Raw genomic sequence first — 21,469 nt, forward strand, 5'->3', positions numbered from 1 at the left:
GAGGAAGCAAAGCGTTATGAGCAAGAATGTGTTCGATATCAGTAATGAACTGATGAGCAACGCTTATCCCGGCCGCGGCATTATCTTCGGCCGCACGCTGGACAATAAGCAGAATGTGGTCGCGTACTTCATCATGGGCCGTTCGGAGAACAGTCGCAACCGCATTTTCGTGGAAACCGAGGACGGAATCCGTACCCAGGCTTACGACCCGTCCAAGATGACCGATCCGTCGCTCATCATTTATCATCCGGTGCGCCAGTGCGGCGGCAAGCTGGTTGTCACCAACGGCGACCAGACCGACACGATCTGCGACTATCTGCGCGAGGGCAAGAGCTATATCGATGCGCTGCGCACGCGCCAGTTCGAGCCGGACGCGCCCAACTACACGTCCCGCATTTCGGGCGTCATCAATGAGGACGGCTCGTACAGCCTTTCCATCCTCAAGAATTTCACGTCCGACCGCACCTCCAACAAGCGCTTTTTCTATGAATATGACAAGCCGGTGCCGGGCCTCGGTCACTTCATCCACACCTATCAGTGCGATGGCGATCCGCTGCCGCCGTTCCGCGGTGAGCCCAAGTGCATCCGCATTGAAAAGCCGATCAAGCAGTTCACCGAAATGCTGTGGACGAGCATGAACGAGCAGAACAAGGTCGCCCTGTTTGTGCGCTATATCGACCTGGAAACCGGCGCATATTGGCAGGAAATCCGCAACAAGCATGAGGAGGGCAAGGACGCATGAAGGAACTGGCACTCAAATACGGCTGCAACCCCAATCAGAAGCCCGCGCGCATCTTTATGACCGAGGGCGAGCTGCCGATCGAGGTTTTGAACGGCAAGCCGGGCTATATCAACTTCTGTGACGCATTCAACTCGTGGCAGCTGGTCAAGGCGCTGAAAAAGGCGACCGGTATGCCGGCGGCGGCGTCTTTCAAGCACGTTTCTCCCGCGGGCGCGGCGCTCGGTAAGCCGCTGACCGAGGTGGAGAAGCAGATGTACTTTGTCGAGGCCGATCATGAGCTGTCGCCCATCGCGTGCGCCTATATCCGCGCGCGCGGCGCAGACCGTCTGTGCTCTTACGGCGACTGGGCGGCGCTCTCCGACGTGTGCGACGCGGATACCGCCAACTACCTCAAGCACGAGGTGTCGGACGGCATCATCGCGCCGGGTTACACGGACGAGGCGCTCGAGATCCTCAAAACCAAGCGCAAGGGTGGCTACAACGTCGTCAAGATCGACCCGGATTACGTTCCGAAGCCGATCGAGCAGCGCGACATTTTCGGCATTCGCTTTGAGCAGGGCTATAACAACTACGAGATCGACGAGAGCCTGCTGAACAACATCGTCACCGAAAACAAGGAACTGCCCGAGAGCGCCAAGCACGACATGATCCTGTCGCTGATTACGCTCAAGTATACCCAGTCCAACTCGGTCTGCTATGTCAAGGATGGCATGACCATCGGCGTGGGCGCCGGCCAGCAGAGCCGCATCCACTGCACCAGACTCGCGGGCAACAAGGCGGATAACTGGTTCCTGCGGCAGCATCCCAAGGTGCTCGGCCTGCAGTTTGTCGACGGCATCCGCCGCCCCGACCGCGACAACGCGATCGATGTGTATATCTCGGACGAATACGAGGATGTGCTGGCAGACGGCGTTTGGCAGAACACCTTCAAGGTCAAGCCCGAGGTGCTCACCGCCGAGGAAAAGAAGGCGTGGATTGCGAAAAACACCGGCGTGACCGTCGGTTCGGACGCGTTCTTCCCGTTCGGCGACAACGTTGAGCGCGCGCGCAAGTCGGGTGTACAGTATATCGTGCAGCCGGGCGGCTCGATCCGTGACGATAACGTCATTGAAACGGCCAACAAGTACGGCATCGTCATGGCGTTCACCGGCATGCGCCTGTTCCACCATTGAGTCGAGAAAACGCCGCATCCGCGGCAAACTGGACGCTGGCAGCGCTGGTCGTGCAGGTCGCAGCCGCGGCCTGCATCGGCATGGTGGGCGCGTTGGCCGGGGCGGCGCTCATGGCAGTGTGCTATCTGATGAACGCATGGGCGGCATGGCGGCTGCGCTGCTTTGTGGCGATGGGCGCGGCACTGGTCGGCTGCGTGCTGACGCTGCTGCTGCCGAACGGCACGAGCCCGGACTGGATCGGCAATATGCTGGTCAACCTGCTGTTTTTGCTGATGTATCTGCCCATGCAGCGCAGCTTTGATCGAAAATTCCGCGCGCAGGATGCGTCTGAGCAGACGCTTCGGCTGGGCCGGACGTGGTCGCTCGTGACGCTTCTCCAGCGCGGCGCTTCCATGATGGGATTTCTGCCACTGTTTGTCGGGCAGGCGGAGCTGTCGGCCGCGCAGGGCGCGTATACGACGCTGTTTACCGTGCAGGTGACGCTGGAAATGATCGCGCTGCTGGCGGCGATCGTGTCCTATATCTGGATGGTGCGCTATTTGTGGCGCGCGCGGACGCTGCTGAAAGCGCAGGTGGAGCCATGAAGCTGATTCGCGGCTATTATGCCTATCTTGCCATCGCGGGCGGCTGGCTGCTTCGGCTGATATTGCAGCAAAACTGGATGCTGCAAGTCGTGGCTTACGCGCTGATTGCCGCAGGCGCGCTGTCTTTACAGCAGGTATCGCGCTGGTTTTGGCGTGCGAGCATCGCGGCCGATGTGTGTATCGTCTTTCAAGTGGTCTGCGGGCCGGCGGTTATTCCGGCGGGGCTATTCCGCACGGTGCTGGAATATGCGTCGCTTGTGCCGCTGCTGCTGACCGGCTGCATGCTACTGATGGCGTTTATGGCGCAGATGCAGGACGCAGGCCGCAGTACGCTTCCCGAGTGGGCGATTTTCGTCGTGTGGAGCGCGGGATTGATCCTGACGCTGCTCATGGCGCCCGGCTGGCTGAACGACTACGCGCTGGCACTGATTGTCACCGCGGTCAACACGCTGACGGTGCTTGGGTACATTGCGCTGCTGGCGGATACGTTCCGCGCGCAGAAAGAATACATCCGTACGGAGGGAGAAAAACCATGAAAGTAATGGTGATCGGCGGCGGCGGGCGAGAGCACGCCATCGTGCATACCTTAAAGAAAAGCCCCAAGGTGGACTATATCTGGTGCGCGCCGGGCAACGGCGGCATCGCACAGGAAGCGGAGTGCGTGGACATCAAGGCGACCGATATCGATGGCGTGGTGGCGTTTGCCAAGGAGCATAAGCCAGACCTCGTGATGGTCGCGCCGGACGATCCGCTTGCGCTCGGCATGGTGGATGCGCTGGAAGAGGCGGGCATCCGCGCCTTTGGCCCGCGCAAAAACGCAGCGGTGATCGAAGGCTCCAAGTCCTTTGCCAAAGAACTGATGAAGAAATACGGCATCCCGACGGCGGGCTATGCGGTATTTGAGGATTCGGCAGCGGCCATCGCCTATATCAAGGAGCAGGGCGCGCCGATCGTGGTCAAGGCGGACGGTTTGGCGCTCGGCAAGGGCGTGACGGTCGCCATGACCGAGGACGAAGCGATTGCTGCGGTCAAGGACGCGATCGACGGCCACGCGTTCGGCGGCGCGGGCGCACGCGTCGTCATCGAAGAATACCTGACCGGGCCGGAGGTATCCGTCCTTGCGTTTGTGGACGGCAAGCACCTCAAGACCATGCCGTCGGCGCAGGATCACAAGCGTGCCTACGACCACGATGAAGGGCCGAATACGGGCGGCATGGGTGCGTTCTCGCCCTCGCGGTTCTATACGGACGACATCGCGCAGACCTGCATGGAGACGATTTTCAAGCCCACGGTCGCGGCGATGGCCAAGGAGGGCCGTCCGTTCAAGGGCGTGCTGTACTTCGGCCTGATGCTGACGCCCAAGGGGCCTAAGGTGATCGAATACAACGCGCGTTTCGGCGATCCGGAGACGCAGGCGGTGCTGTCCCGTCTGGAGACCGACCTGTTTGACATCTTTAACGCGGTTATCGACGAAAAGCTGGACGAGATCGACATCCAGTGGTCGGATAACGCGGCTTGCTGCGTCTGCATGGCGTCGGGCGGCTATCCCAAGGCTTATGAGAAGGGCAAGGTCATCACCGGGCTGGACGACGTGACCGACTCGTTCGTGTTCCATGCGGGCACGGCGGTCAAGGACGGCGCGTTCGTCACCAGCGGCGGCCGTGTTCTCGGCGTGACGGCGACCGCGCCTACGCTCGACGAGGCGATCGTCAAAGCATACGCGGACGTCAAGAAGATTCATTTTGACAAAGCACATTACCGCACGGATATTGGAGTGAAAAAGGGATGAAAAACGAACAACAGGAGCAGATTCTCGGCTGTATGGCCGATGTGCTGAACCAGAACGGTTTTCGCGCTGAGGTGATGCGCAAGGAAGGCGCGCCCACGCTGCTGCGCTGCGAGGCGATGCGGCAGGGTAAGGTCGCCAAGGATGTGGTGATTGAAGCGTGCTTCATCCCGATGCAGCTACCGGGCGAGGATATGGGCCTGCTGCAATTTTTCGTGACGCTGTTCCAGGGTGCGCCGGATACGCACACCAATCAGCTGCGCCGCGCCTGTGCGTACTGCAATGACTTCTGCGCGCTCGGTGCGTTCGGCTTTTATGAGCAGGCGGGTCAGATCTACCTCAAGCACAACACGCTGTTGGACGGCTCGCTCGAGCTGGAGAAGATCATTCCCTTTGTGGCGGATAATATCTCTGTGCTGCTGGCGGCGGTCAGCCGCTTTATCGACGGTCTGGCGCAGATCGCCTATGCGGGCATGACGCTGGACGCTGTGATCGATCAGGAACTGTTCCCCAAGATGGGCTGAACGGAAAACGACAAAGCACCGGAATCCAATGGGTTCCGGTGCTTTTTTGCAGGCAAAAGGGAAAAAGTATATAAAAACAGATGCGGTACTAATAGGGGAATCTATTTTGCTGAAACGGAGAAAAACAGTAAAATCCTGTCTGCATCTCAAATAAATGACCGCATGTTCTCTTTTGAAGGAAAAGAAAAAGCTGCCGGAACATGTCCGGCAGCTTCTGGGTGCAGAGAGAAAACACCGATTAATTCTCGCGGTTGTCCTCTTTGATTTCGCCGCGGCGGAAAGCGGCCAGCAGCTCCTTGAGGTCGTCGATCGTCTGCTGCAGCGCGTGTCCGACATCGGTCTCGCAGATGCGGATGCGGTTTTCCGAGCGGTCGAACGCCATCGAGGTGGACAGGATGTCCTTGTTGTCGCGGATGGCGGTTTCCTTGCCGGGGAAGGGCTCGTGCGCGGTGATGTGGATGCCCCACGAGTCGAATACCAGCGTATAGCCTGCGATGCCGGTCGTCGGCTGATAGGCGCGGCAGAAGCCGCCGTCGATCACGATCAGGCGGCCGCCCGCCTTGATCGGGCTTTCGCCGTCCTTGGTCTTGACCGGCACATGGCCGTTGACAATGTGGCAGTGCTCGCCCTCCAGACCGAACTCGCGCAGGATGCGCACGCACACCTCATCCTCGTTGTAGAAGGAGTAATAGGGGTTTTTCGGCTCGGCCCAAGTGGATTTGTCCTCGATCAGGCGGCGCTCAAAGGTGGCAATGTGGTCGCGTCCGAACGAGGGCGAGTTGCGCCCGCACCAGAGGAACCACAGGAAATCCTTGCCGAACTGGCGCTCTTCCGTGCCCTCGCGCGCGTAGTATCCCTCGCGGGCCACGGTTTCGCACCAGTCCATGAGCGCCTTGCCGGACAGCTGTTGTCCGCCGAAGGAGAACTGCAGAAATTCGCCCTTGTCGTCCATCGGGATGCAGCCGTGGAACAGCAGATTGCCGTTGAAGCACTTGTACAGTCCGCCCTTGGAGTACAGGAAGCCGATATGTCGCTGCAGCTTTTCGCTGCGCAGAAAAGAATTTTTCAGCTGCGCCATCAAGGTGTGTTCCTCGGGTGTCAGACGATAGGGGTCCGCCGGGTCGATGGTCGGGAAGTCGCAGTCGCGCAGCGTATATTCGCCGGTCGGCAGCGTAACCGTCCCCTTTGCAAAGTCGATCTTGTCGAGCAGCAGGCGGTCATCCATGTGGAAGGAGGGGTTGCGCTGGATGGTTTGCCCCTCGAGCTTGAACTGGATGATGGCGATGGCTTTGTGCATACGCGCGGCACGCGCCGTGTCCACACCGGTCTGCTCGGCGGGCTCGAGCATTTTGGGCATAAAGCAGGAAACATCGCTGTTTCGGTAGGTCTCGTCTGCAAACAACGCCAGCGGGCGCAGGCTGATGCCGTAGCCGGTTTCGATCACGTCCAGATTGTTGTAGGTGATCGAGTTGCTCAGCACGGTCGCAATGCAGGTGCGGCTGCCGGTGGCAGCGCCCATCCATAACACATCGTGGTTGCCCCACTGGATATCGACCGAGTGATGGTCCATCAGCATGTCCATGATGATATCCGCGCGCGGGCCGCGGTCAAAAATGTCGCCGACGATATGCAGGTGATCGACGACCAAGCGTTTGATCAGATTGCACATGGAAATGATGAACTCTTCAGCGCGGTCGGTTTCGATGATCGAGGAGATGACGGTGTCAAAGTATTCGCGCTTGTTGTAGATATCGTTATTCTTGTTGAGCAGCTCGTTGATGATGTCACCGTTCCAGCGCGGCAGGGCGCGGCGCACCTTGGCGCGCGTGTACTTGGACGCGCACAGACGGCAGATTTCAAGCAGGCGGCTGAGCGTGATACGGTACCACTCGGCGCGGTCGGGCGAGGCCGCGACCAGCTCTTCCAGCTTTTCTTCCGGGTAATAGATGAGGGTGGCGAGGCGGGCGCGCTCATCGGCGGGCAAGCTGTCGCGCAGCACGATGTCCACTTTCTCGCGCACGGCGCCCGAGGCGTTGTTCAGGATATGTACGAAAGCGTCCGCTTCGCCGTGCAGGTCGCTCATAAAGTGTTCGGTACCTTTGGGCAGGCTGAGGATGGCCTGCAAATGGATGATTTCGCTGCTTGCCGCGCGCACATTCGGGTATTGCAGTGCGAGCAGACGCAAATATTTTTGTCGGTCGGTGATGTTGTCCATGGGGAAGCTCCTCTCTGATACCTTTTCTTTAGTATGCCATAAAACCAAGGGAAACACAAAGGGATTTGTGTAAAAACAAAGAAAACCGCTGTCCCATTGGGATGAGACAGCGGTAGGCGGATTATTTGGGACGCTTTTTGGGCGTGCGGGTGCGGTCGGGTGCCCAGCCCGGAAGCGGGTAGCGTTGGATCGCGCCGAAGATGCGCTCGCGCAGGCCGGGCATGGTCTGTTCAAGGTTTTTCAGCAGGTCCTTGATCTCCTGCCGCTTGGTGTTGCCATCGGCGGGGCAGGGATTATGGACGATCGGCAGAGCGTGCCGCTGCGCGAACGAGCGGACATAGTACTCGGGGGTATACAGCAGCGGGCGGATGAGTGTGATGCCCGTACGGTCGAGAAAGGTCACCGGCTGGAAGCACGAGATGCGTCCCTCGTAGAACAGGGACAGCATATAGGTTTCCACCACGTCGTCAAAGTGGTGGCCGAGCGCGACCTTCTTGCAGCCTGCGGCGAGCGCGGCCTCGTGCAGCGCGCCGCGGCGCATCTTGGCGCACAGCGCACAGGGGTTTTCCTCCTTGCGGATGTCGAAGATGATCGGTCCGATCTGGGTCGGGATGCGGATATACTCGACGCCCAGCTCGTCGCACAGCGTCTGCACGGGGGAGAAGTCCATCTCGTCGTAGCCCATTTCGAGCGTGATGGCAATCACTTCGAATTTCTTGGGATAGAAGGCGCGCAGCTTGGCCAGCGCAACGAGCAGCGCAAGCGAATCCTTGCCGCCCGACACACCGACCGCGATGCGGTCGCCGTCTTCAATCATATGGTAATGGTCCACCGCGCGGCGGACGTAAGAGAGCATTTTCTGCATGATTTGGTCTCCGTTTTCTCGTGAAACTTAAGTCGAATACCATTATTTATAGCAGAAAACCGCTTGTGACGCAAATCAAAAATTTGAATTGCAAAGTGAGAAAACAAGAGAATACAAGAGAACAAGCGAGAATAAGAGAGATCTTAATGGATTTGAGATAAATTTCAAAAAATCCGCTTGACTTGCGAAAACAGATGTGTTTTAATAGATATGCTCGCTTAGAGCGGTTAAAAATGTTGTCAAAATAATTTTTGATAGAATAAACGGAGGAAGAAAACATGTCTACTTTTATGGCTAAGGCAGAGACTGTCGAGCGTAAGTGGTATGTGCTGGACGCCGCGGGCAAGCCGCTTGGCCGCACCGCCGCTACCGCCGCCATGCTGCTGCGCGGCAAGCACAAGGCCGAGTTCACCCCCCACGTTGACTGCGGCGATTTTGTCATCGTCATCAACGCGGACAAGGCGATCCTGACCGGCAAGAAGCTCACCCAGAAGTACTACCGTCATCACACCGGCTGGGTCGGCGGTCTGAAGGAAGTACAGTACAAGACCCTGATGCACGAGAAGCCGGAGTTTGCAATGCAGCTGGCTGTCAAGGGCATGCTGCCGAAGAACTCGATCGGCCGTCAGTCCGCGACCCGTCTCAAGGTTTACGCTGGCGAGAACCACAACCATCAGGCGCAGAAGCCCGAAGTTTGGGATAAGTAAGGGAGGAACTAACTGATGTATACACCTAAGAAGGCTTATTTCTATGGCACCGGCAGAAGAAAGTCCTCCGTTGCCCGCGTTCGTCTGTTCCCGGGCGGCACCGGTGAGATCAAGATCAACAACCGTACCATCGACAACTACTTCGGTCTGGAGACCCTGAAGATGGTTTGCCGTCAGCCGTTCGAAGTGACCGGCACTGCCGGCAAGTTCGACGTAGAGTGCACCGTAACCGGCGGCGGCTTTACCGGCCAGGCTGGTGCGATCCGTCACGGCATCGCCCGTGCACTGCTGCAGGCGGATTCCGATCAGTACCGCGCAGCCCTCAAGGCGGCCGGCTACCTGACCCGCGATCCGCGCATGAAGGAACGCAAGAAGTACGGCCTCAAGGCAGCACGTCGTGCTCCTCAGTTCAGCAAGAGATAATCAGCTGTTCAAACTGTATCAAAATGCTTCAAAAAGCCCGGAAAATCAAGGTTTTCCGGGCTTTTCCTATGCCCTGAATGGCTGATGTAGTTTGATAAAGTTTGATGTAACGAGACCCATCTTAACACAATTTTTAGTGGTTACCAAGTGGATAACCGGCAAAAAACAGGCTAAAAAGAGGGCCAAGTGGTTACTAAATAGGATAACCGAAGGCCGTTTTTTGCCCTTTGGAGAGGTGACTTTTTCTTCTCCTTCATCGACCATTTTCATCTGATTAGTTTGAGATAATTTGACCTAATTTGAATACAACAGAATAAATCTAATCGCCAAGCGCTCAGTATTTTTCTACTGGGCGCTTTTTGCGTTTCCGGGGAATTTCATTCCGGGATAAGAAAAGGCCGTCACTTTCAATTTTTGAAGTGGCGGCTTTTTCTATTTCCAGAAGCCATAGAACAATTCAGAAATGAGGTGAAGTCATTGAACACGCAAATCATCGCCATCGCCAACCAGAAAGGCGGCGTTGGCAAGACAACCACCTGCGCGAACTTGGGGATCGGGCTGGCGCAGGCCGGGAAGAAAGTGCTGCTGATTGACGGGGACCCGCAAGGCAGCCTGACCATCAGCCTTGGAAATCCCCAGCCGGACAAACTGCCCTTTACCCTGTCCGACGCTATGGGCCGTATTCTGATGGATGAGCCAATCAAGCCCGGTGAGGGTATCCTGCACCACCCGGAAGGCGTTGACCTGATGCCTGCTGACATTCAGCTCTCCGGCATGGAGGTCTCCCTGGTGAACGCCATGAGCCGTGAAACCATCTTGCGGCAATACCTGGACACACTCAAGGGACAGTATTCCCATATCCTGATTGACTGCCAGCCTTCCCTGGGTATGCTCACGGTCAACGCACTGGCAGCCGCCAACAGGATCATAATCCCCGTCCAGGCGGAGTATCTACCCGCCAAGGGCCTGGAACAGCTGCTCCAGACGGTCAATAAGGTGAAGCGGCAAATCAATCCCAAGCTCCAGATCGACGGCATACTGCTGACGATGGTGGACAACCGCACCAACTTTGCCAAGGAGATCGCCGCCCTGCTGCGGGAGACCTACGGCAGCAAAATCAAGGTGTTCGGCACCGAGATTCCCCATTCCGTCCGGGCAAAGGAAATCAGCGCCGAGGGCAAGAGCATTTTTGCCCACGACCCCAATGGCAAGGTGGCCGAGGGGTACAAAAATCTGACCCAGGAGGTGATAAAACTTGAAAAGCAGCGCGAAAAAAGTAGAGCTGGCCTCGGTAGATGATTTATTCTCCACCGAGGAAGGCCGTCAGGATGCCAAGCTGGAGAAGATTCAGGAAATCTCCCTTTCTGAGCTGCATCCTTTCAAGAACCACCCATTCAAAGTCAAGGATGACGAGGCCATGATGGAGACCGCCGACAGTGTGCGGCAGTACGGTGTTCTGGTTCCGGCGATTGCCCGCCCGGACCCGGAGGGCGGCTATGAGCTGATAGCCGGTCACAGGCGGCACCGAGCCAGTGAGCTGGCTGAGAAAGAAACCATGCCGGTCATTGTCCGAGACCTGGACGATGATGCCGCCACCATCATCATGGTGGACAGCAACTTGCAGCGGGAAAGCCTGCTCCCCAGCGAGAGGGCTTTTGCCTACAAGATGAAGCTGGAGGCCATGAAGCGACAGGCCGGGAGACCCACCAAAGAAAATAGTTCCCAACTTGGGAACGATTTCGGAAAGAAGTCCAGCGAGCTTTTAGCTGAACAGGTTGGCCAGAGTAAAAATCAGATTTTCCGCTATATCCGCCTGACGGAGCTGATTCCCGAACTGCTGGATATGGTGGATGAAAAGAAAATCGCCCTCAACCCGGCTTATGAGCTGTCTTTCCTCAAAAAAGAGGAACAGCGGGATTTGCTGGACGCGATGGAAAGTGAACAGGCTACCCCCTCTCTCTCCCAGGCCCAGCGGCTCAAGAAATACAGCCAGGAGGGACATCTGACCCTCGATATGATGCGCGTCATCATGGGCGAGGAAAAGAAAAGCGATCTGGACCGGGTAACTTTCACTTCTGACACCCTGCGAAAGTATTTTCCCAAGAGCTACACGCCCCAGCGGATGCAGGAAACCATTATCAAACTGCTGGAGGCGTGGCAGAAGAAGCGCCAGAGAGACCAGGAACGATGAAAGGAGCCGCCTATGAGGGATATTTCAGCCCGTGAGCTGAAAGGACACAATATTTTGGCCGTAGAGCGTTTTCAAGATAACACCCGCTGGATGATCGAGTTTTCCGTTCAGCGCCCTTGTTCCTACGGCAACCCCGGCGATGAAATGCGGCTGTTTCTCACGGAGGACGGGTATCAGGCCGCCCTTCACAGCCAGAAGCGCCGGGAAATCAAAATCAAGCGGTATGCCCGTGTGATCGAGGGCCATGTTCTCGACTTCAAACCGGACAAGCGCCGCCGCCACCCGTAAACTCATCATCACTACGAAAGGAAAGGAATGAATATGTGTACTGTCCAGAGCATCAAAGATGCCATCCGGGAAAGTTGTCAGTCCCAGTATGATATGGAATCCACCGACATTGACCGGGTTTTGCAGACCCTCCCGTTTTCGGAGCATGAACCGATGTTCAGTCATCCGCCGAAGTACAAGCGTCCCTACCGGCCCTGGCAGAACAACAAAAACAGCTGAAAGCCACAGTCTTTTTCACGAAAGATTGTGGCTTTTTTCATGCCCTGAAATTAGAAAGGAGTGAAGTCAATGGCCGTTTTTCGCATTGAACGGACCAGAGATTATACTGTGATGAGCAATCATCACCTGCGAAACCATGAACTGTCCCTCAAGGCCAAGGGACTGCTTTCCATGATGCTATCCCTGCCGGATGACTGGAACTATACCACCCGTGGCCTTGCGAAAATCTGCAAGGAGGGCGTTGACGCCATCGGTAATGCGCTGCGGGAGTTGGAAACCGCCGGTTACATCGTGCGGAACCAGCTGCGGGACCGACAAGGCCGGATCAGCGACACGGAGTATGTCATCTACGAGCAGCCACAGCCGAAGAACCCGGATACGCCCCAGCCGGATACGGCTTCACCAGATACGGAAAACCCGTATCTGGATAAACCGGATACGGAAAAGCCCGCAGAATTAAATATAGAGAAACCAAATACCCAAAAACAAAATACTCATGGAGCAAGTACCGATTCCATTCCCTTCCGGGAAACAGCGGCAGCACAGCTGCCGGAACGGAAAGGAAGGGATGCGATGTCTGTCTCAGAGATAGAAAATTATCGGGAATTGATTCTGGAGAACATCGAGTATGATTATCTGTGCAGAGAGTTTTCGACCTATCGGGAGGACCTGGACGAGATTGTGGAGCTGATGGTGGAGACCGTTTGCGCCAAGCGTAAGACCACTCGGATCGCTGGCAGCGACTTTCCCCATGAAGTCGTGCGCTCCCGGTTCTTGAAGCTGGATAGCGAGCATATCCGATTTGTCATGGACGGTATGCAGAAAAACACCACAGAGGTCCGCAATATGAAACAGTATTTGCTTGCAGTGCTGTTCAATGCGCCCACCACCATCAGTAATCACTACACCGTACAAGTCAATCACGATATGAACGCAGGCGGCTGGTAAACAGCCGCTTTTCTGTTGCCCGGAAATACCGGGAGAAAGGATTTTGCCATGAAACGACCTCTTGCCTACATTACGGCTCCCTGGAGCAACAACCAGTATGAGAACGCCGAGAACGCTGCTACCTACTGCCGCCAGGTGTACGATGCCGGTTATTCGCCCATCTGCCCGGTTCTGTTCCTGTCCACCTTTCTCAAGGACGAAATCCCCCAGGAACACAAGGACGGGCTGGATATGGCGCGAGACTATCTGCGTCGCTCTCATGTGCTGGTGGTCTGCGGCCACGGCATCGACGAGACCGTGAAGAATGACATTGCCACCGCTGAGCGCCTGCGAATCACCGCCACCACCCTGGACGGTATCCTGACCGTGAAGGGCCAGGGACGCGGGAAAGGAGGTGCGCGCCATGGCTGAGTGAAAGGCCGTGGGCCAGCTGTATAACCATCCTAACCAGCTTTGCTGAAAGGAGGCATAGACAATGAAATACCTGTTGAGGCGGTTGGTGGTTCCGCCTTAGTTTCAGATACCACCCCTGCAAAAACCGCAGAAAGGAGGCGATGACCTATGCAGGAGGAAGTGGAAAACAGGACTTTGACGCTGGTAGTCAGCGGCACAAAGTTCACCGGGCGTCTGTTTAAGGCCGCCATTTGCAAATATCTTGCCCACCGCAAGGAAAAGATGCTGCAAAAGCAGAGAAGCCGTGATGCGCCTGTGAAGCCCCAGGGCAAGCAGACGGTGAAACAGCTGATCGGTCAGAACCAGGGTGTTTCCAACATCGAGATTACCGACCCCTCCATCAAGGAATTTGAGAAAATCGCCCGGAAATATGGTGTGGACTATGCGGTGAAAAAGGACCGCAGCAGTTCCCCACCCAAGTACCTGATTTTTTTCAAAGGCCGGGATGCGGATGCCCTGACAGCTGCCTTTACCGAATATACCGGCAAAAAGGTAAGAAAGGCAGAGAAATCCGAGCGCCCGTCCGTGCTGGCAAAGCTGAGCCAGTTCAAAGAGTTGGTGAAGCACGCCGTCGTGGATCGGAACAAGCGAAAGGAGCTGGAACGATGAAAAAGCAGCTTGACATCAAAAAGCTCCTTGTTTTGAACCTGCCGTATATTCTGATGGGCTTGTTTGCCACCAACTTCGGTGAAGGATGGCGGATGGCCGTGGGCGCGGACGCTTCGGCAAAAATGCTCTCGTTCTTCTCCACACTGCCGGAGGCGCTTGCCAGCTGGTGGCCCAGCCTGCACCCGCTGGACCTGCTGGTGGGCCTGTGCTGCGGCGGTGGCCTGCGGCTGGCGGTCTATCTCAAGAGCAAGAACGCCAAGAAGTACCGGCATGGCATGGAGTACGGCTCCGCCCGCTGGGGAACCCATGAGGATATTGCACCTTATATCGACCCGGTATTCCAGAACAATGTGATTCTGACCAAAACCGAGAGCCTGACCATGAACAGTCGCCCCAAGGACCCCAAGACCGCCAGAAACAAAAATGTGCTGGTGATCGGCGGCTCCGGTTCCGGTAAAACCCGGTTCTGGCTGAAACCGAACCTGATGCAGATGCACTCGTCCTATGTGGTCACAGACCCCAAAGGCACCATCCTGGTGGAGTGCGGCAAAATGCTTCAGCGCGGTACGCCCAAGCTGGGCAAGGACGGAAAGCCCATGAAGGATAAGCACGGCAAGGTCATCTATGAGCCGTACCGGATTAAGGTCCTCAATACCATCAACTTCAAGAAATCCATGCACTACAATCCCTTTGCCTACATCCACTCCGAAAAGGACATCTTGAAGTTGGTCACGACGCTCATCGCCAACACTAAGGGCGAGGGCAAGGCCGGGGACGATTTCTGGGTCAAAGCCGAGACACTTTTGTACTGCGCCCTCATCGGGTATATCCACTATGAGGCACCGGTGGAGGAACAAAACTTCTCCACCCTCATCGAGTTCATCAACGCCATGGAGGTCCGGGAGGATGACGAGGAGTTCAAAAACCCCGTGGACCTGATGTTTGACGCATTGGAAGCGGAAAAGCCAAACCACTTTGCCGTCCGGCAGTATAAAAAATACAAGCTGGCGGCGGGTGATATATGCTCTAAGTGACTTCTTAATCATGATTTTGTCATGATTAGTGAAGCAATCACTTAGAGCATTTTTGTTTCAGGAGGTACAGCTATGAGAAACGAAAAAATCACCCCACTGTACGAGCGCCTGAGCCGGGACGATGAGTTACAGGGCGAGAGCAATTCCATATCCAACCAAAAACAGATGTTAGAGGATTTTGCTCGCCGGAACGGGCTGCCCAACCCTACGCACTTTACTGATGATGGTATCTCAGGCACTCGTTTTGACCGCCCCGGATTTTTGGCGATGATGGAGGAAGTGGAGGCAGGGCGCGTAGAGGCAATCGTCATCAAGGACATGAGCCGGTTGGGGCGCGACTATCTGAAGGTTGGTCAGGTCATGGAGGTTTTGCGGCAGCGTGGTGTTCGTCTGATCGCCATTAACGACGGTGTGGACAGTCTGAAAGGCGATGACGATTTTACCCCGTTCCGCAACATCATGAATGAATTTTATGCCCGTGATACCAGCCGGAAAATCCGTTCTGTGTTCAAGTCAAAAGGCATGAGTGGCAAGCACCTGACCGGCACCGTGATTTACGGCTATTTGTGGGACGAAAAACGGGAGCATTGGCTGGTAGATGAAGAAGCCGCCGAAGTGGTACGCCGTATCTTCTCTCTCACGCTGGAGGGATATGGGCCTTATCAGATTGCTTGTAAACTATCCACAGACCGGATTGAAATTCCTGTCGTACACCTTGCCCGCTTCAATGAGGGTGTGAACCGTTCAAAGCCGGTCAAAGACCCGTATGGATGGGGATCATCTACCATCGTGAACATTTTGAAAAAACGAGAGTATTTGGGACACACCATCAATTTCAAGACCCGCAAGCACTTTAAGGACAAGAAAAGCCACTATGTTTCTGAGGACGAGTGGACGATCTTTGAGAATACCCATGAAGCCATTATCGACCAGCAGACCTTTGATTTGGTGCAGAAAATCCGTAGCAATGTACGGCGTTATCCAAACGGCTGGGGCGAAGCGGCTCCCCTCACAGGCTTACTCTATTGTGCCGATTGTGGCGGCAAGATGTATGTCCACCGCACCAACAATGGCAAGCGGATTTCTCAATATACCTGTTCCAATTATACCAAAGTTCCGTGTGGGACACTATGCCTTACACAACACCGTATCAATGAGAGTGCTGTTCTGACATTGGTTTCCGACACACTCCGGGCTATCGCTGAATATTCCAGAAATGACCGGACGGAATTTATTCACACTGTTCAGGAAACGCAGGTTGCCCAACAGAGTGCCGATATAGCGAAAAAGCGCAGGCGTCTGGCCGCTGCTCAAAAGAGAGCCGGAGAACTGGAAAAACTGATTTGCAAAATCTATGAGGACAACGCCCTCGGCAAACTGCCGGATGCACGATATAGGGCGCTTGATGCACAGTATGCCAAAGAGCAGGACACACTTGAGATTGAAATTGTGGAGCTGGAAAAGGCTGTTACCGGCTATGAACAGAGCCAGAAATCAGCGGAGAAATTTATAGCCCTGATTGATAAGTACGAGAATTTTGACACGCTGACAAATACCATGCTCAACGAGTTTGTAGAGAAAATCCTTGTCCATGAACGCGCCCGAAAAGGCAGCCAGGACACCACGCAGGAAATTGAAATCTACTTCAATTTTTTAGGACGCTATATCCCACCATCCTTACAGCCGGTTCCTTTAACCCCGGAGGAACAGGAAGAACTGCGGAAAAAAGAAGAACGCAAGGACAGGCTTCATCAGAATTATTTGAAGCGGAAAGCCAGCGGCGCACAAAAACGGTATGAGGACAAAATTAAGGCAAAGAAAAAAGCGGAAATGGACGCTAAGAAAGCCCTGATCCGGGCTGAGGATATGAAAAAAGGTGTTTTTTCTACTGTCGGGCAGCTGCCAAAAGAAGAACCGCGCAAAGGCAGCATAGCAGCCAGCGCAGCAGTCTAATCATCACGGAGCAAAGGAGAATGAATATGAGTAAGTTGACTTACATTCGTTGTGGAGATTATGATATACCCAACCTAAAACTTTCTGAACAGCCGGAAACTTCTATCGGCAAGTACGGCAGGATGCGAAAATCCTACTTGAAGGAACATCGCCCCATTCTCTACAACCAACTGCTGATGAGCGAGAAGCTGTATCCGCACCTGTTAGAGATTGACCGGACAGCGCAGGAGCGTATGGACACCATGTTACCTCACATGATGGAGGCTACGGGTGTCACTGAGGAACTGAAAGCCTGTGATCCTATGCGTTGGGTGGGGCTGATGAACACATTAACGGCACAGATTGAGGAAATTTTAATCAGGGAACTGATTTGCAGCTGAATGGGAGGTGCGGGAAATGCTGACCTTTGAAAAGGTTTTGAAAGTGTTTCAGGCATATCTGGATGATGATCCTCTGTATGAGGTGGTTCAGACCAGTCATGGTTATACATTGATGGCATGGGAACCCCACCGGAATGACTGGTACAGCGCCGAAATACAGAAAACCCCGGAGGATTTACGGAACGCTTTGTTGGGTACATACGCTAACTTTCTGGAAGATAAGATTACCGGAAATGACCGCGACCTGACTGTGACAGAAACCGCAGAAATCCAGCAGAGGTGCCGGGAACTTTGGGAAAAGTGCCGGGAAACTTGATATAGAAACGCCAGAAGGAGGCCGCGATTATGCGTCCTCCTTCTGCTTCGCAGTCTGTTCCATTTTGAGCGCCCCGTCTATGGCACCTTCGATAATCGGCAGGTATTCTTCAGGGCAAAGCTTCAGCTTGTGGCTGACCCGTTGCCGCTGTTCGCTTTCTTCCCGCATGATCTCCGGGTTAAAATATCGCTCTACGGGAAGTCCGCAGACCTTAATCAACTGGATCATCACAGGCAGGCTCGGAATCGCACCTTGATTCTCAATGTTGGCAAGATACCGCCATTCAATCCCAACCATTTCTGCCAATGTTTTTCGTGCCAGACGCTTTGCCTCTCGTGCGGCTTTGACATCTGCGCCGAAGGTTTCAAAACCGGGACAATCTTCAACTTTCGCCATATAACATCACCCAGTTACATTGTATAATTCATACTTTGCCCGTGTAATGTTGCCATATGCAGTTTGATTGAAGTTTATAATTCATATTTCGTTTCTTGCATTGTTCGAGAAAGAGAACTATAATATATCCTGTGGAGGTGCGAAATGGACTATATGACATTGAAAGAGGCCGCCGAAAAGTGGGGCGTGACACCTCGTAGGGTAAATTATTATTGTGCCGGTGGGCGTATCCCCGGTGCTGTGAAGATGGCCGGTGTCTGGCTGATACCAAAAGAGACAGAAAAACCGCGTGACAGGAGAACAAGAGATGGAAAACAGCTTTAGTATTTTAATTATTGAAGATGACGTACTGCTAAACGATATGACTAAGCGGCTTTTAACCCAACATGGATATTGCGTAACTTCTGCCTATTCTGGAAGTGAGGCACTTCTATTGATTGAAAAAAGCAGCTTTGACTTGATTTTACTTGATCTGATGCTTCCCGGCATACCGGGCGAGATAGTATTGGACAAGATAAAGAGCATGATGGATATTCCGATTATCGGTGTGTCCGCTAAAACGGATATAGACAGCAAAGTGAACCTCATACGAAACGGTGCAGATGATTACATCACAAAGCCATTCGACAATCAAGAGCTGCTGGTGCGGATTGAAGCAGTGCTCCGGCGCTTTCAGAAGTCTACCACCCCCAACAATAGCAAAATACTTCGATTTAAGGACTTGTCCCTTGATACAGAAGCTATGGAGGCTAAAATCAGGAATACCCCCATTACTTTGACACGGTATGAATACCTGATTTTGCAACTTCTGATGTCCTCGCCCTCAAAGGTATTCACAAAGAACAATATTTTTGAAAGCGTGTGGAATGAAAATTTTATCGGGGACGATAATGCAATCAATGTCCACATTGGAAATCTCCGCAAGAAGTTTGCCAAAGTCAATCCAGAGGAAAAGTATATTCAGACGGTTTGGGGCCTCGGTTTCAAAATGCAGGGCTAACCCTTAGAGAAATCTTATGAAGTTTGCACACCAGTCTGCTACAATAAGACAGCATGGAAAGGGGATGATTATTTTGGAGACTGCTTTGGAAACAGCTGGGTTGACCTATGTTTTCCCGGATGGAAACGGAATTAAAAATATCGCGTTTCAGGTAAAACGCGGAGAAATCTATGCACTGTATGGCGGCCATAACGCCGGGAAATCTGTACTGTTGCAAACCATTATAGGTACACTTAAACCTCAAGCTGGTACGCTCAAATTATTTGGCAATATAGACTATCAGAAGGAGCGCCGCCGGATTGGGTTTGTACCACAAAAGCCTGTGACAATCGGCTCTCTGTCACCTGCTGATATGTTGCGTTATTTTTCTTCCGTTTTTGGAACCGCAGAAATCCATATTTTAGATATACTGCATTTGAACCTGAAAGAGAAAAAGGCGGTACGGCGATTGCCATTATCGACCCAGCGTTTAGTGAATTTGGCTGTTGCCCTTTTTGGAAATCCAGATATGATAATTTTGGACGATCCTTGTTCCGGGCTAGATAAGGGAGAATGTGAACACCTGCTTTCTGTTCTGAACTATCTGCATGAAATCAACCATACCACACTTTTAATCTCTGGACAGGATTATACGCTGCTTTCCCGGCTTGCATCCAAATATGGCGTGATGGCAGATGGCAAGCTGCTTTGTGAGCTTACGGCTGGGGAATTGAAAGAGAGCTGCCAGCGGTGCATAAAGATAAGAACTCCACAATTAGAACGGGCTATTACGATTTTAAGCCAGCAGTTCCCGGATTTTGAAGTGTTGGGTCATGACCTGATTAGAATTTTTCATTGTAATGAGCAATCCGGGGAAATCAATACGCTGCTGGTTCATTCCGGGATAGAGGTATCAGAAATCTGGCTTGCCGGTATGGAGCCGACCGACTATCTTTTGAAAATGACAGGAGGTGCAAAGAGTGATTCAGACGATGCAAAGTGAGTTGTTCCGTATCCGCAAAAGCCGCCTGTTTTGGGCCTGCCTCGTATTGGCTGCGTTTTTTGTCTTTGCGCTTGCCCTGACCTTTTATCACAATTCGGTAAATGGTATGCTTCCGGTTATATCACTGGTTTCGTTCACGGAGTTTCTGTTTTCAGATTACAGTCTGATTTTTCCATTGACGCTCTTTTTGTGCCTGTACTTTACAGAAGATTTTCATACCGGCACATACAGTATCACACTTTCTAAAGGTACAAGCAGAGTACACCTATTCTTTGGAAAACTGCTGGCCTCATGGGGTGGCGTTTTATTTTTTCTGTTTGTATGCTTTGGTGTTGCGTATTTGTCAATTCTGATGATGGGAGCATCCCGGTATGACATAGAGTATTCGTTTTCTGCAATCGGAGTCTTTCTTTTGTTTCAATGCCTGTGCTTTTTAGGTTACACTGCATTTCTCAATTTGTTAAGTTACCTGCTCCGGCATCGGATCATTGTTACGATTACCGCATTTTTTATGCTGGGGGTTTTGTATTTATATCTCACAAAGATAAGTACAGCACTGGATATGGATTATTCGCTCTACAAGTATTGGGTTGTAGGGCTATCTCATAGCTTGCAGATCAATACCTTTGGGGAGGATTTAATACCCATTTGTTTGACACTGGTAGTATATCTGTTTTTACCAACAGCCATTTCGCTCTCCCTGTTTCTAAGGTTGGACTTGCGCGATTTGGAAAGGCGGTGATGGCTACATGATGGTGTTATGTATCTTGCTTGCAATGCTTTCCCTGTTTTTGTCCCTGAAACTGATTTATCAGCGAAAGTTGGTTCAGAAAGTAAAAAAACAGATTGACTTTCTGATTGACCGTGATACGCAAACCGAAATTATGGTGGAAAAAACGGATGGGACAATACAGGATTTGGCTGCAAGTATCAATCATCTTCTGAAAAAATATCGTAGCATGGGGCAGGAAATTGAACGGAGCGATACACTGTTCCGAGATACCATTACCAGTCTTTCCCATGACTTGCGAACGCCGCTGGCAACAGCAAATGGCTATATCCAGCTCTTACAGGAACAGGATTTAACAGGGGAGCAAAAAGAATATGTGACGATTGCGGGAGAAAGAATTTCCGCTGTAAAGCTGCTTCTCGACCAACTGTTTGAATTTGCAAGGATTGAGGCCGACGAACTGAAATTGAATTGCAGAAATACGGATATACACAGTGTACTTCGGGATGTTGTCGCCTCATACTACGGCGATTTTGAACAGAAAAAATGTGTCCCCTATATCGTTATCCCAAATCCACCAGCTATCATTTGGGGCGATCCAGATGCCTTGACCCGGATTTTCTCAAATGTGGTTTATAATGCACTTGTTCACGGGGAGGGAAATTATCAAATCACTGCAGCGATAGAAGAAGCTCAAACGGTCATAACCATTAAAAATGCGTCGAGCAGTATTCAGCAAGAAGATATTCCTCATTTGTTTGACCGTTTTTACACCACCGACCAGTCACGAACAAAAAAGACAACCGGGCTGGGATTGGCAATCGCTCAAAGACTTGTGACCCGCATGGGCGGGCAGATTGTCGCTTCCTTGCAAAACGGTATCTTTGCAATTCAAGTCGTGTTTCCCATTGTCAATTCCTAAAGGGCTGCTTCGGCGGCTCTTTTTTCATCC

At 53.1% G+C, this 21,469-nt stretch carries 25 protein-coding genes and 1 pseudogene; 23 read left to right on the forward strand and 3 right to left on the reverse strand.

Annotation, left to right across the window (positions count from 1 at the left end):
• Positions 1-16: 16 nt before the first annotated feature.
• From EJL02_RS11635 to EJL02_RS11660, 6 genes are read left to right on the forward strand one after another with little or no spacing between them, the layout of a single operon-like run.
• Entirely contained in the window at positions 17-742 is a 726-nt protein-coding gene (locus EJL02_RS11635) for an IMP cyclohydrolase (protein WP_125116563.1), read from the forward strand.
• Entirely contained in the window at positions 739-1,914 is a 1,176-nt protein-coding gene (locus EJL02_RS11640; protein WP_125116564.1) for a phosphoribosylaminoimidazolecarboxamide formyltransferase, read from the forward strand. The genes EJL02_RS11635 and EJL02_RS11640 overlap by 4 nt, the downstream gene beginning before the upstream one ends.
• Entirely contained in the window at positions 1,911-2,498 is a 588-nt protein-coding gene (locus EJL02_RS11645) for a hypothetical protein (protein ID WP_125116565.1), read from the forward strand. Before EJL02_RS11640 ends, EJL02_RS11645 begins: the two co-directional genes overlap by 4 nt.
• Positions 2,495-3,034 carry a hypothetical protein gene (locus EJL02_RS11650; protein WP_125116566.1) on the forward strand — a complete coding sequence of 180 codons (540 nt, stop codon included), beginning with the start codon at positions 2,495-2,497 and terminating at the stop codon, positions 3,032-3,034. Before EJL02_RS11645 ends, EJL02_RS11650 begins: the two co-directional genes overlap by 4 nt.
• Positions 3,031-4,287 (forward strand): phosphoribosylamine--glycine ligase, encoded by a 1,257-nt coding sequence (gene purD / locus EJL02_RS11655; protein ID WP_125116567.1) that lies wholly within the window; start codon positions 3,031-3,033, stop codon positions 4,285-4,287. Before EJL02_RS11650 ends, purD begins: the two co-directional genes overlap by 4 nt.
• On the forward strand, positions 4,284-4,808 hold the full coding sequence (locus tag EJL02_RS11660) for a hypothetical protein (protein ID WP_125116568.1): 525 nt from the start codon (positions 4,284-4,286) through the stop codon (positions 4,806-4,808). The genes purD and EJL02_RS11660 overlap by 4 nt, the downstream gene beginning before the upstream one ends.
• Before the next feature lie 238 nt (positions 4,809-5,046).
• On the opposite strand, the gene EJL02_RS11665 is transcribed toward EJL02_RS11660, so the two are convergent.
• Together EJL02_RS11665 and EJL02_RS11670 are read right to left on the reverse strand one after the other, a co-directional pair.
• Positions 5,047-7,023, reverse strand: coding sequence for a fructose-1,6-bisphosphatase (locus EJL02_RS11665; RefSeq protein WP_125116569.1), 1,977 nt, complete (start codon positions 7,021-7,023; stop codon positions 5,047-5,049).
• Positions 7,024-7,144: 121 nt separating this feature from the next.
• The gene (locus EJL02_RS11670; protein WP_164510412.1) at positions 7,145-7,888 is read right to left on the reverse strand and encodes a tRNA 2-thiocytidine biosynthesis TtcA family protein; all 744 of its coding nucleotides are present in this window, start codon (positions 7,886-7,888) and stop codon (positions 7,145-7,147) included.
• Between the two features lie 278 nt (positions 7,889-8,166).
• On the opposite strand from EJL02_RS11670, the gene rplM reads away from it, so the two are divergent.
• From rplM to EJL02_RS11740, 12 genes and pseudogenes are all read left to right on the forward strand, one after another.
• Entirely contained in the window at positions 8,167-8,595 is a 429-nt protein-coding gene (gene rplM / locus EJL02_RS11675) for a 50S ribosomal protein L13 (protein ID WP_125116571.1), read from the forward strand.
• Positions 8,596-8,610: 15 nt separating this feature from the next.
• The gene (gene rpsI / locus EJL02_RS11680; RefSeq protein WP_125116572.1) at positions 8,611-9,018 is read left to right on the forward strand and encodes a 30S ribosomal protein S9; all 408 of its coding nucleotides are present in this window, start codon (positions 8,611-8,613) and stop codon (positions 9,016-9,018) included.
• 477 nt (positions 9,019-9,495) lie between these two features.
• Positions 9,496-10,317, forward strand: coding sequence for a ParA family protein (locus EJL02_RS11690; RefSeq protein WP_125116573.1), 822 nt, complete (start codon positions 9,496-9,498; stop codon positions 10,315-10,317).
• On the forward strand, positions 10,274-11,209 hold the full coding sequence (locus tag EJL02_RS11695) for a ParB/RepB/Spo0J family partition protein (RefSeq protein ID WP_125116574.1): 936 nt from the start codon (positions 10,274-10,276) through the stop codon (positions 11,207-11,209). The genes EJL02_RS11690 and EJL02_RS11695 overlap by 44 nt, the downstream gene beginning before the upstream one ends.
• A gap of 12 nt (positions 11,210-11,221) precedes the next feature.
• Positions 11,222-11,497 (forward strand): DUF5720 family protein, encoded by a 276-nt coding sequence (locus EJL02_RS11700; RefSeq protein WP_125116575.1) that lies wholly within the window; start codon positions 11,222-11,224, stop codon positions 11,495-11,497.
• Between the two features lie 288 nt (positions 11,498-11,785).
• Entirely contained in the window at positions 11,786-12,664 is an 879-nt protein-coding gene (locus EJL02_RS11710) for a DUF6017 domain-containing protein (protein ID WP_125116576.1), read from the forward strand.
• A 48-nt stretch (positions 12,665-12,712) separates the two neighbouring features.
• A complete protein-coding gene (locus tag EJL02_RS11715; RefSeq protein WP_125116577.1) occupies positions 12,713-13,075 on the forward strand; it encodes a DUF7768 domain-containing protein in 363 nt (120 codons plus the stop codon).
• Between the two features lie 150 nt (positions 13,076-13,225).
• Entirely contained in the window at positions 13,226-13,726 is a 501-nt protein-coding gene (locus tag EJL02_RS11720) for a PcfB family protein (protein ID WP_125116578.1), read from the forward strand.
• A pseudogene (locus EJL02_RS11725) lies at positions 13,723-14,742 on the forward strand (type IV secretory system conjugative DNA transfer family protein); the annotation flags it as partial. The gene EJL02_RS11720 and the pseudogene EJL02_RS11725, both read left to right, overlap by 4 nt.
• 90 nt (positions 14,743-14,832) lie before the next feature.
• Complete coding sequence (locus EJL02_RS11730; RefSeq protein ID WP_125116579.1) at positions 14,833-16,713, forward strand: recombinase family protein; 1,881 nt, start codon at positions 14,833-14,835, stop codon at positions 16,711-16,713.
• A gap of 26 nt (positions 16,714-16,739) precedes the next feature.
• Entirely contained in the window at positions 16,740-17,093 is a 354-nt protein-coding gene (locus tag EJL02_RS11735) for a TnpV protein (protein WP_125116580.1), read from the forward strand.
• 16 nt (positions 17,094-17,109) lie between these two features.
• Positions 17,110-17,409, forward strand: coding sequence for a hypothetical protein (locus EJL02_RS11740; protein WP_118280934.1), 300 nt, complete (start codon positions 17,110-17,112; stop codon positions 17,407-17,409).
• 27 nt (positions 17,410-17,436) lie between these two features.
• On the opposite strand, the gene EJL02_RS11745 is transcribed toward EJL02_RS11740, so the two are convergent.
• Entirely contained in the window at positions 17,437-17,805 is a 369-nt protein-coding gene (locus EJL02_RS11745; RefSeq protein ID WP_005933665.1) for a helix-turn-helix transcriptional regulator, read from the reverse strand.
• A gap of 144 nt (positions 17,806-17,949) precedes the next feature.
• Between EJL02_RS11745 and EJL02_RS11750 the strand changes: the two genes are divergently transcribed.
• Genes EJL02_RS11750 through EJL02_RS11770 form a run of 5 tightly spaced genes read left to right on the forward strand, consistent with a single transcriptional unit; the run spans position 17,950 to position 21,439 of the window.
• Complete coding sequence (locus tag EJL02_RS11750; RefSeq protein ID WP_125116581.1) at positions 17,950-18,129, forward strand: helix-turn-helix domain-containing protein; 180 nt, start codon at positions 17,950-17,952, stop codon at positions 18,127-18,129.
• Entirely contained in the window at positions 18,113-18,805 is a 693-nt protein-coding gene (locus EJL02_RS11755) for a response regulator transcription factor (RefSeq protein ID WP_125116582.1), read from the forward strand. Before EJL02_RS11750 ends, EJL02_RS11755 begins: the two co-directional genes overlap by 17 nt.
• Before the next feature lie 16 nt (positions 18,806-18,821).
• A complete protein-coding gene (locus EJL02_RS11760) occupies positions 18,822-19,787 on the forward strand; it encodes an ATP-binding cassette domain-containing protein (RefSeq protein WP_125116583.1) in 966 nt (321 codons plus the stop codon).
• On the forward strand, positions 19,765-20,529 hold the full coding sequence (locus EJL02_RS11765; protein WP_026650085.1) for an ABC transporter permease: 765 nt from the start codon (positions 19,765-19,767) through the stop codon (positions 20,527-20,529). The genes EJL02_RS11760 and EJL02_RS11765 overlap by 23 nt, the downstream gene beginning before the upstream one ends.
• Before the next feature lie 7 nt (positions 20,530-20,536).
• On the forward strand, positions 20,537-21,439 hold the full coding sequence (locus tag EJL02_RS11770; protein WP_125116584.1) for a sensor histidine kinase: 903 nt from the start codon (positions 20,537-20,539) through the stop codon (positions 21,437-21,439).
• Positions 21,440-21,469 lie beyond the last annotated feature (30 nt).

Origin of the sequence: Agathobaculum sp. Marseille-P7918 (genome assembly GCF_900625105.1) — a bacterium.
Lineage (GTDB): Bacteria > Bacillota > Clostridia > Oscillospirales > Butyricicoccaceae > Agathobaculum.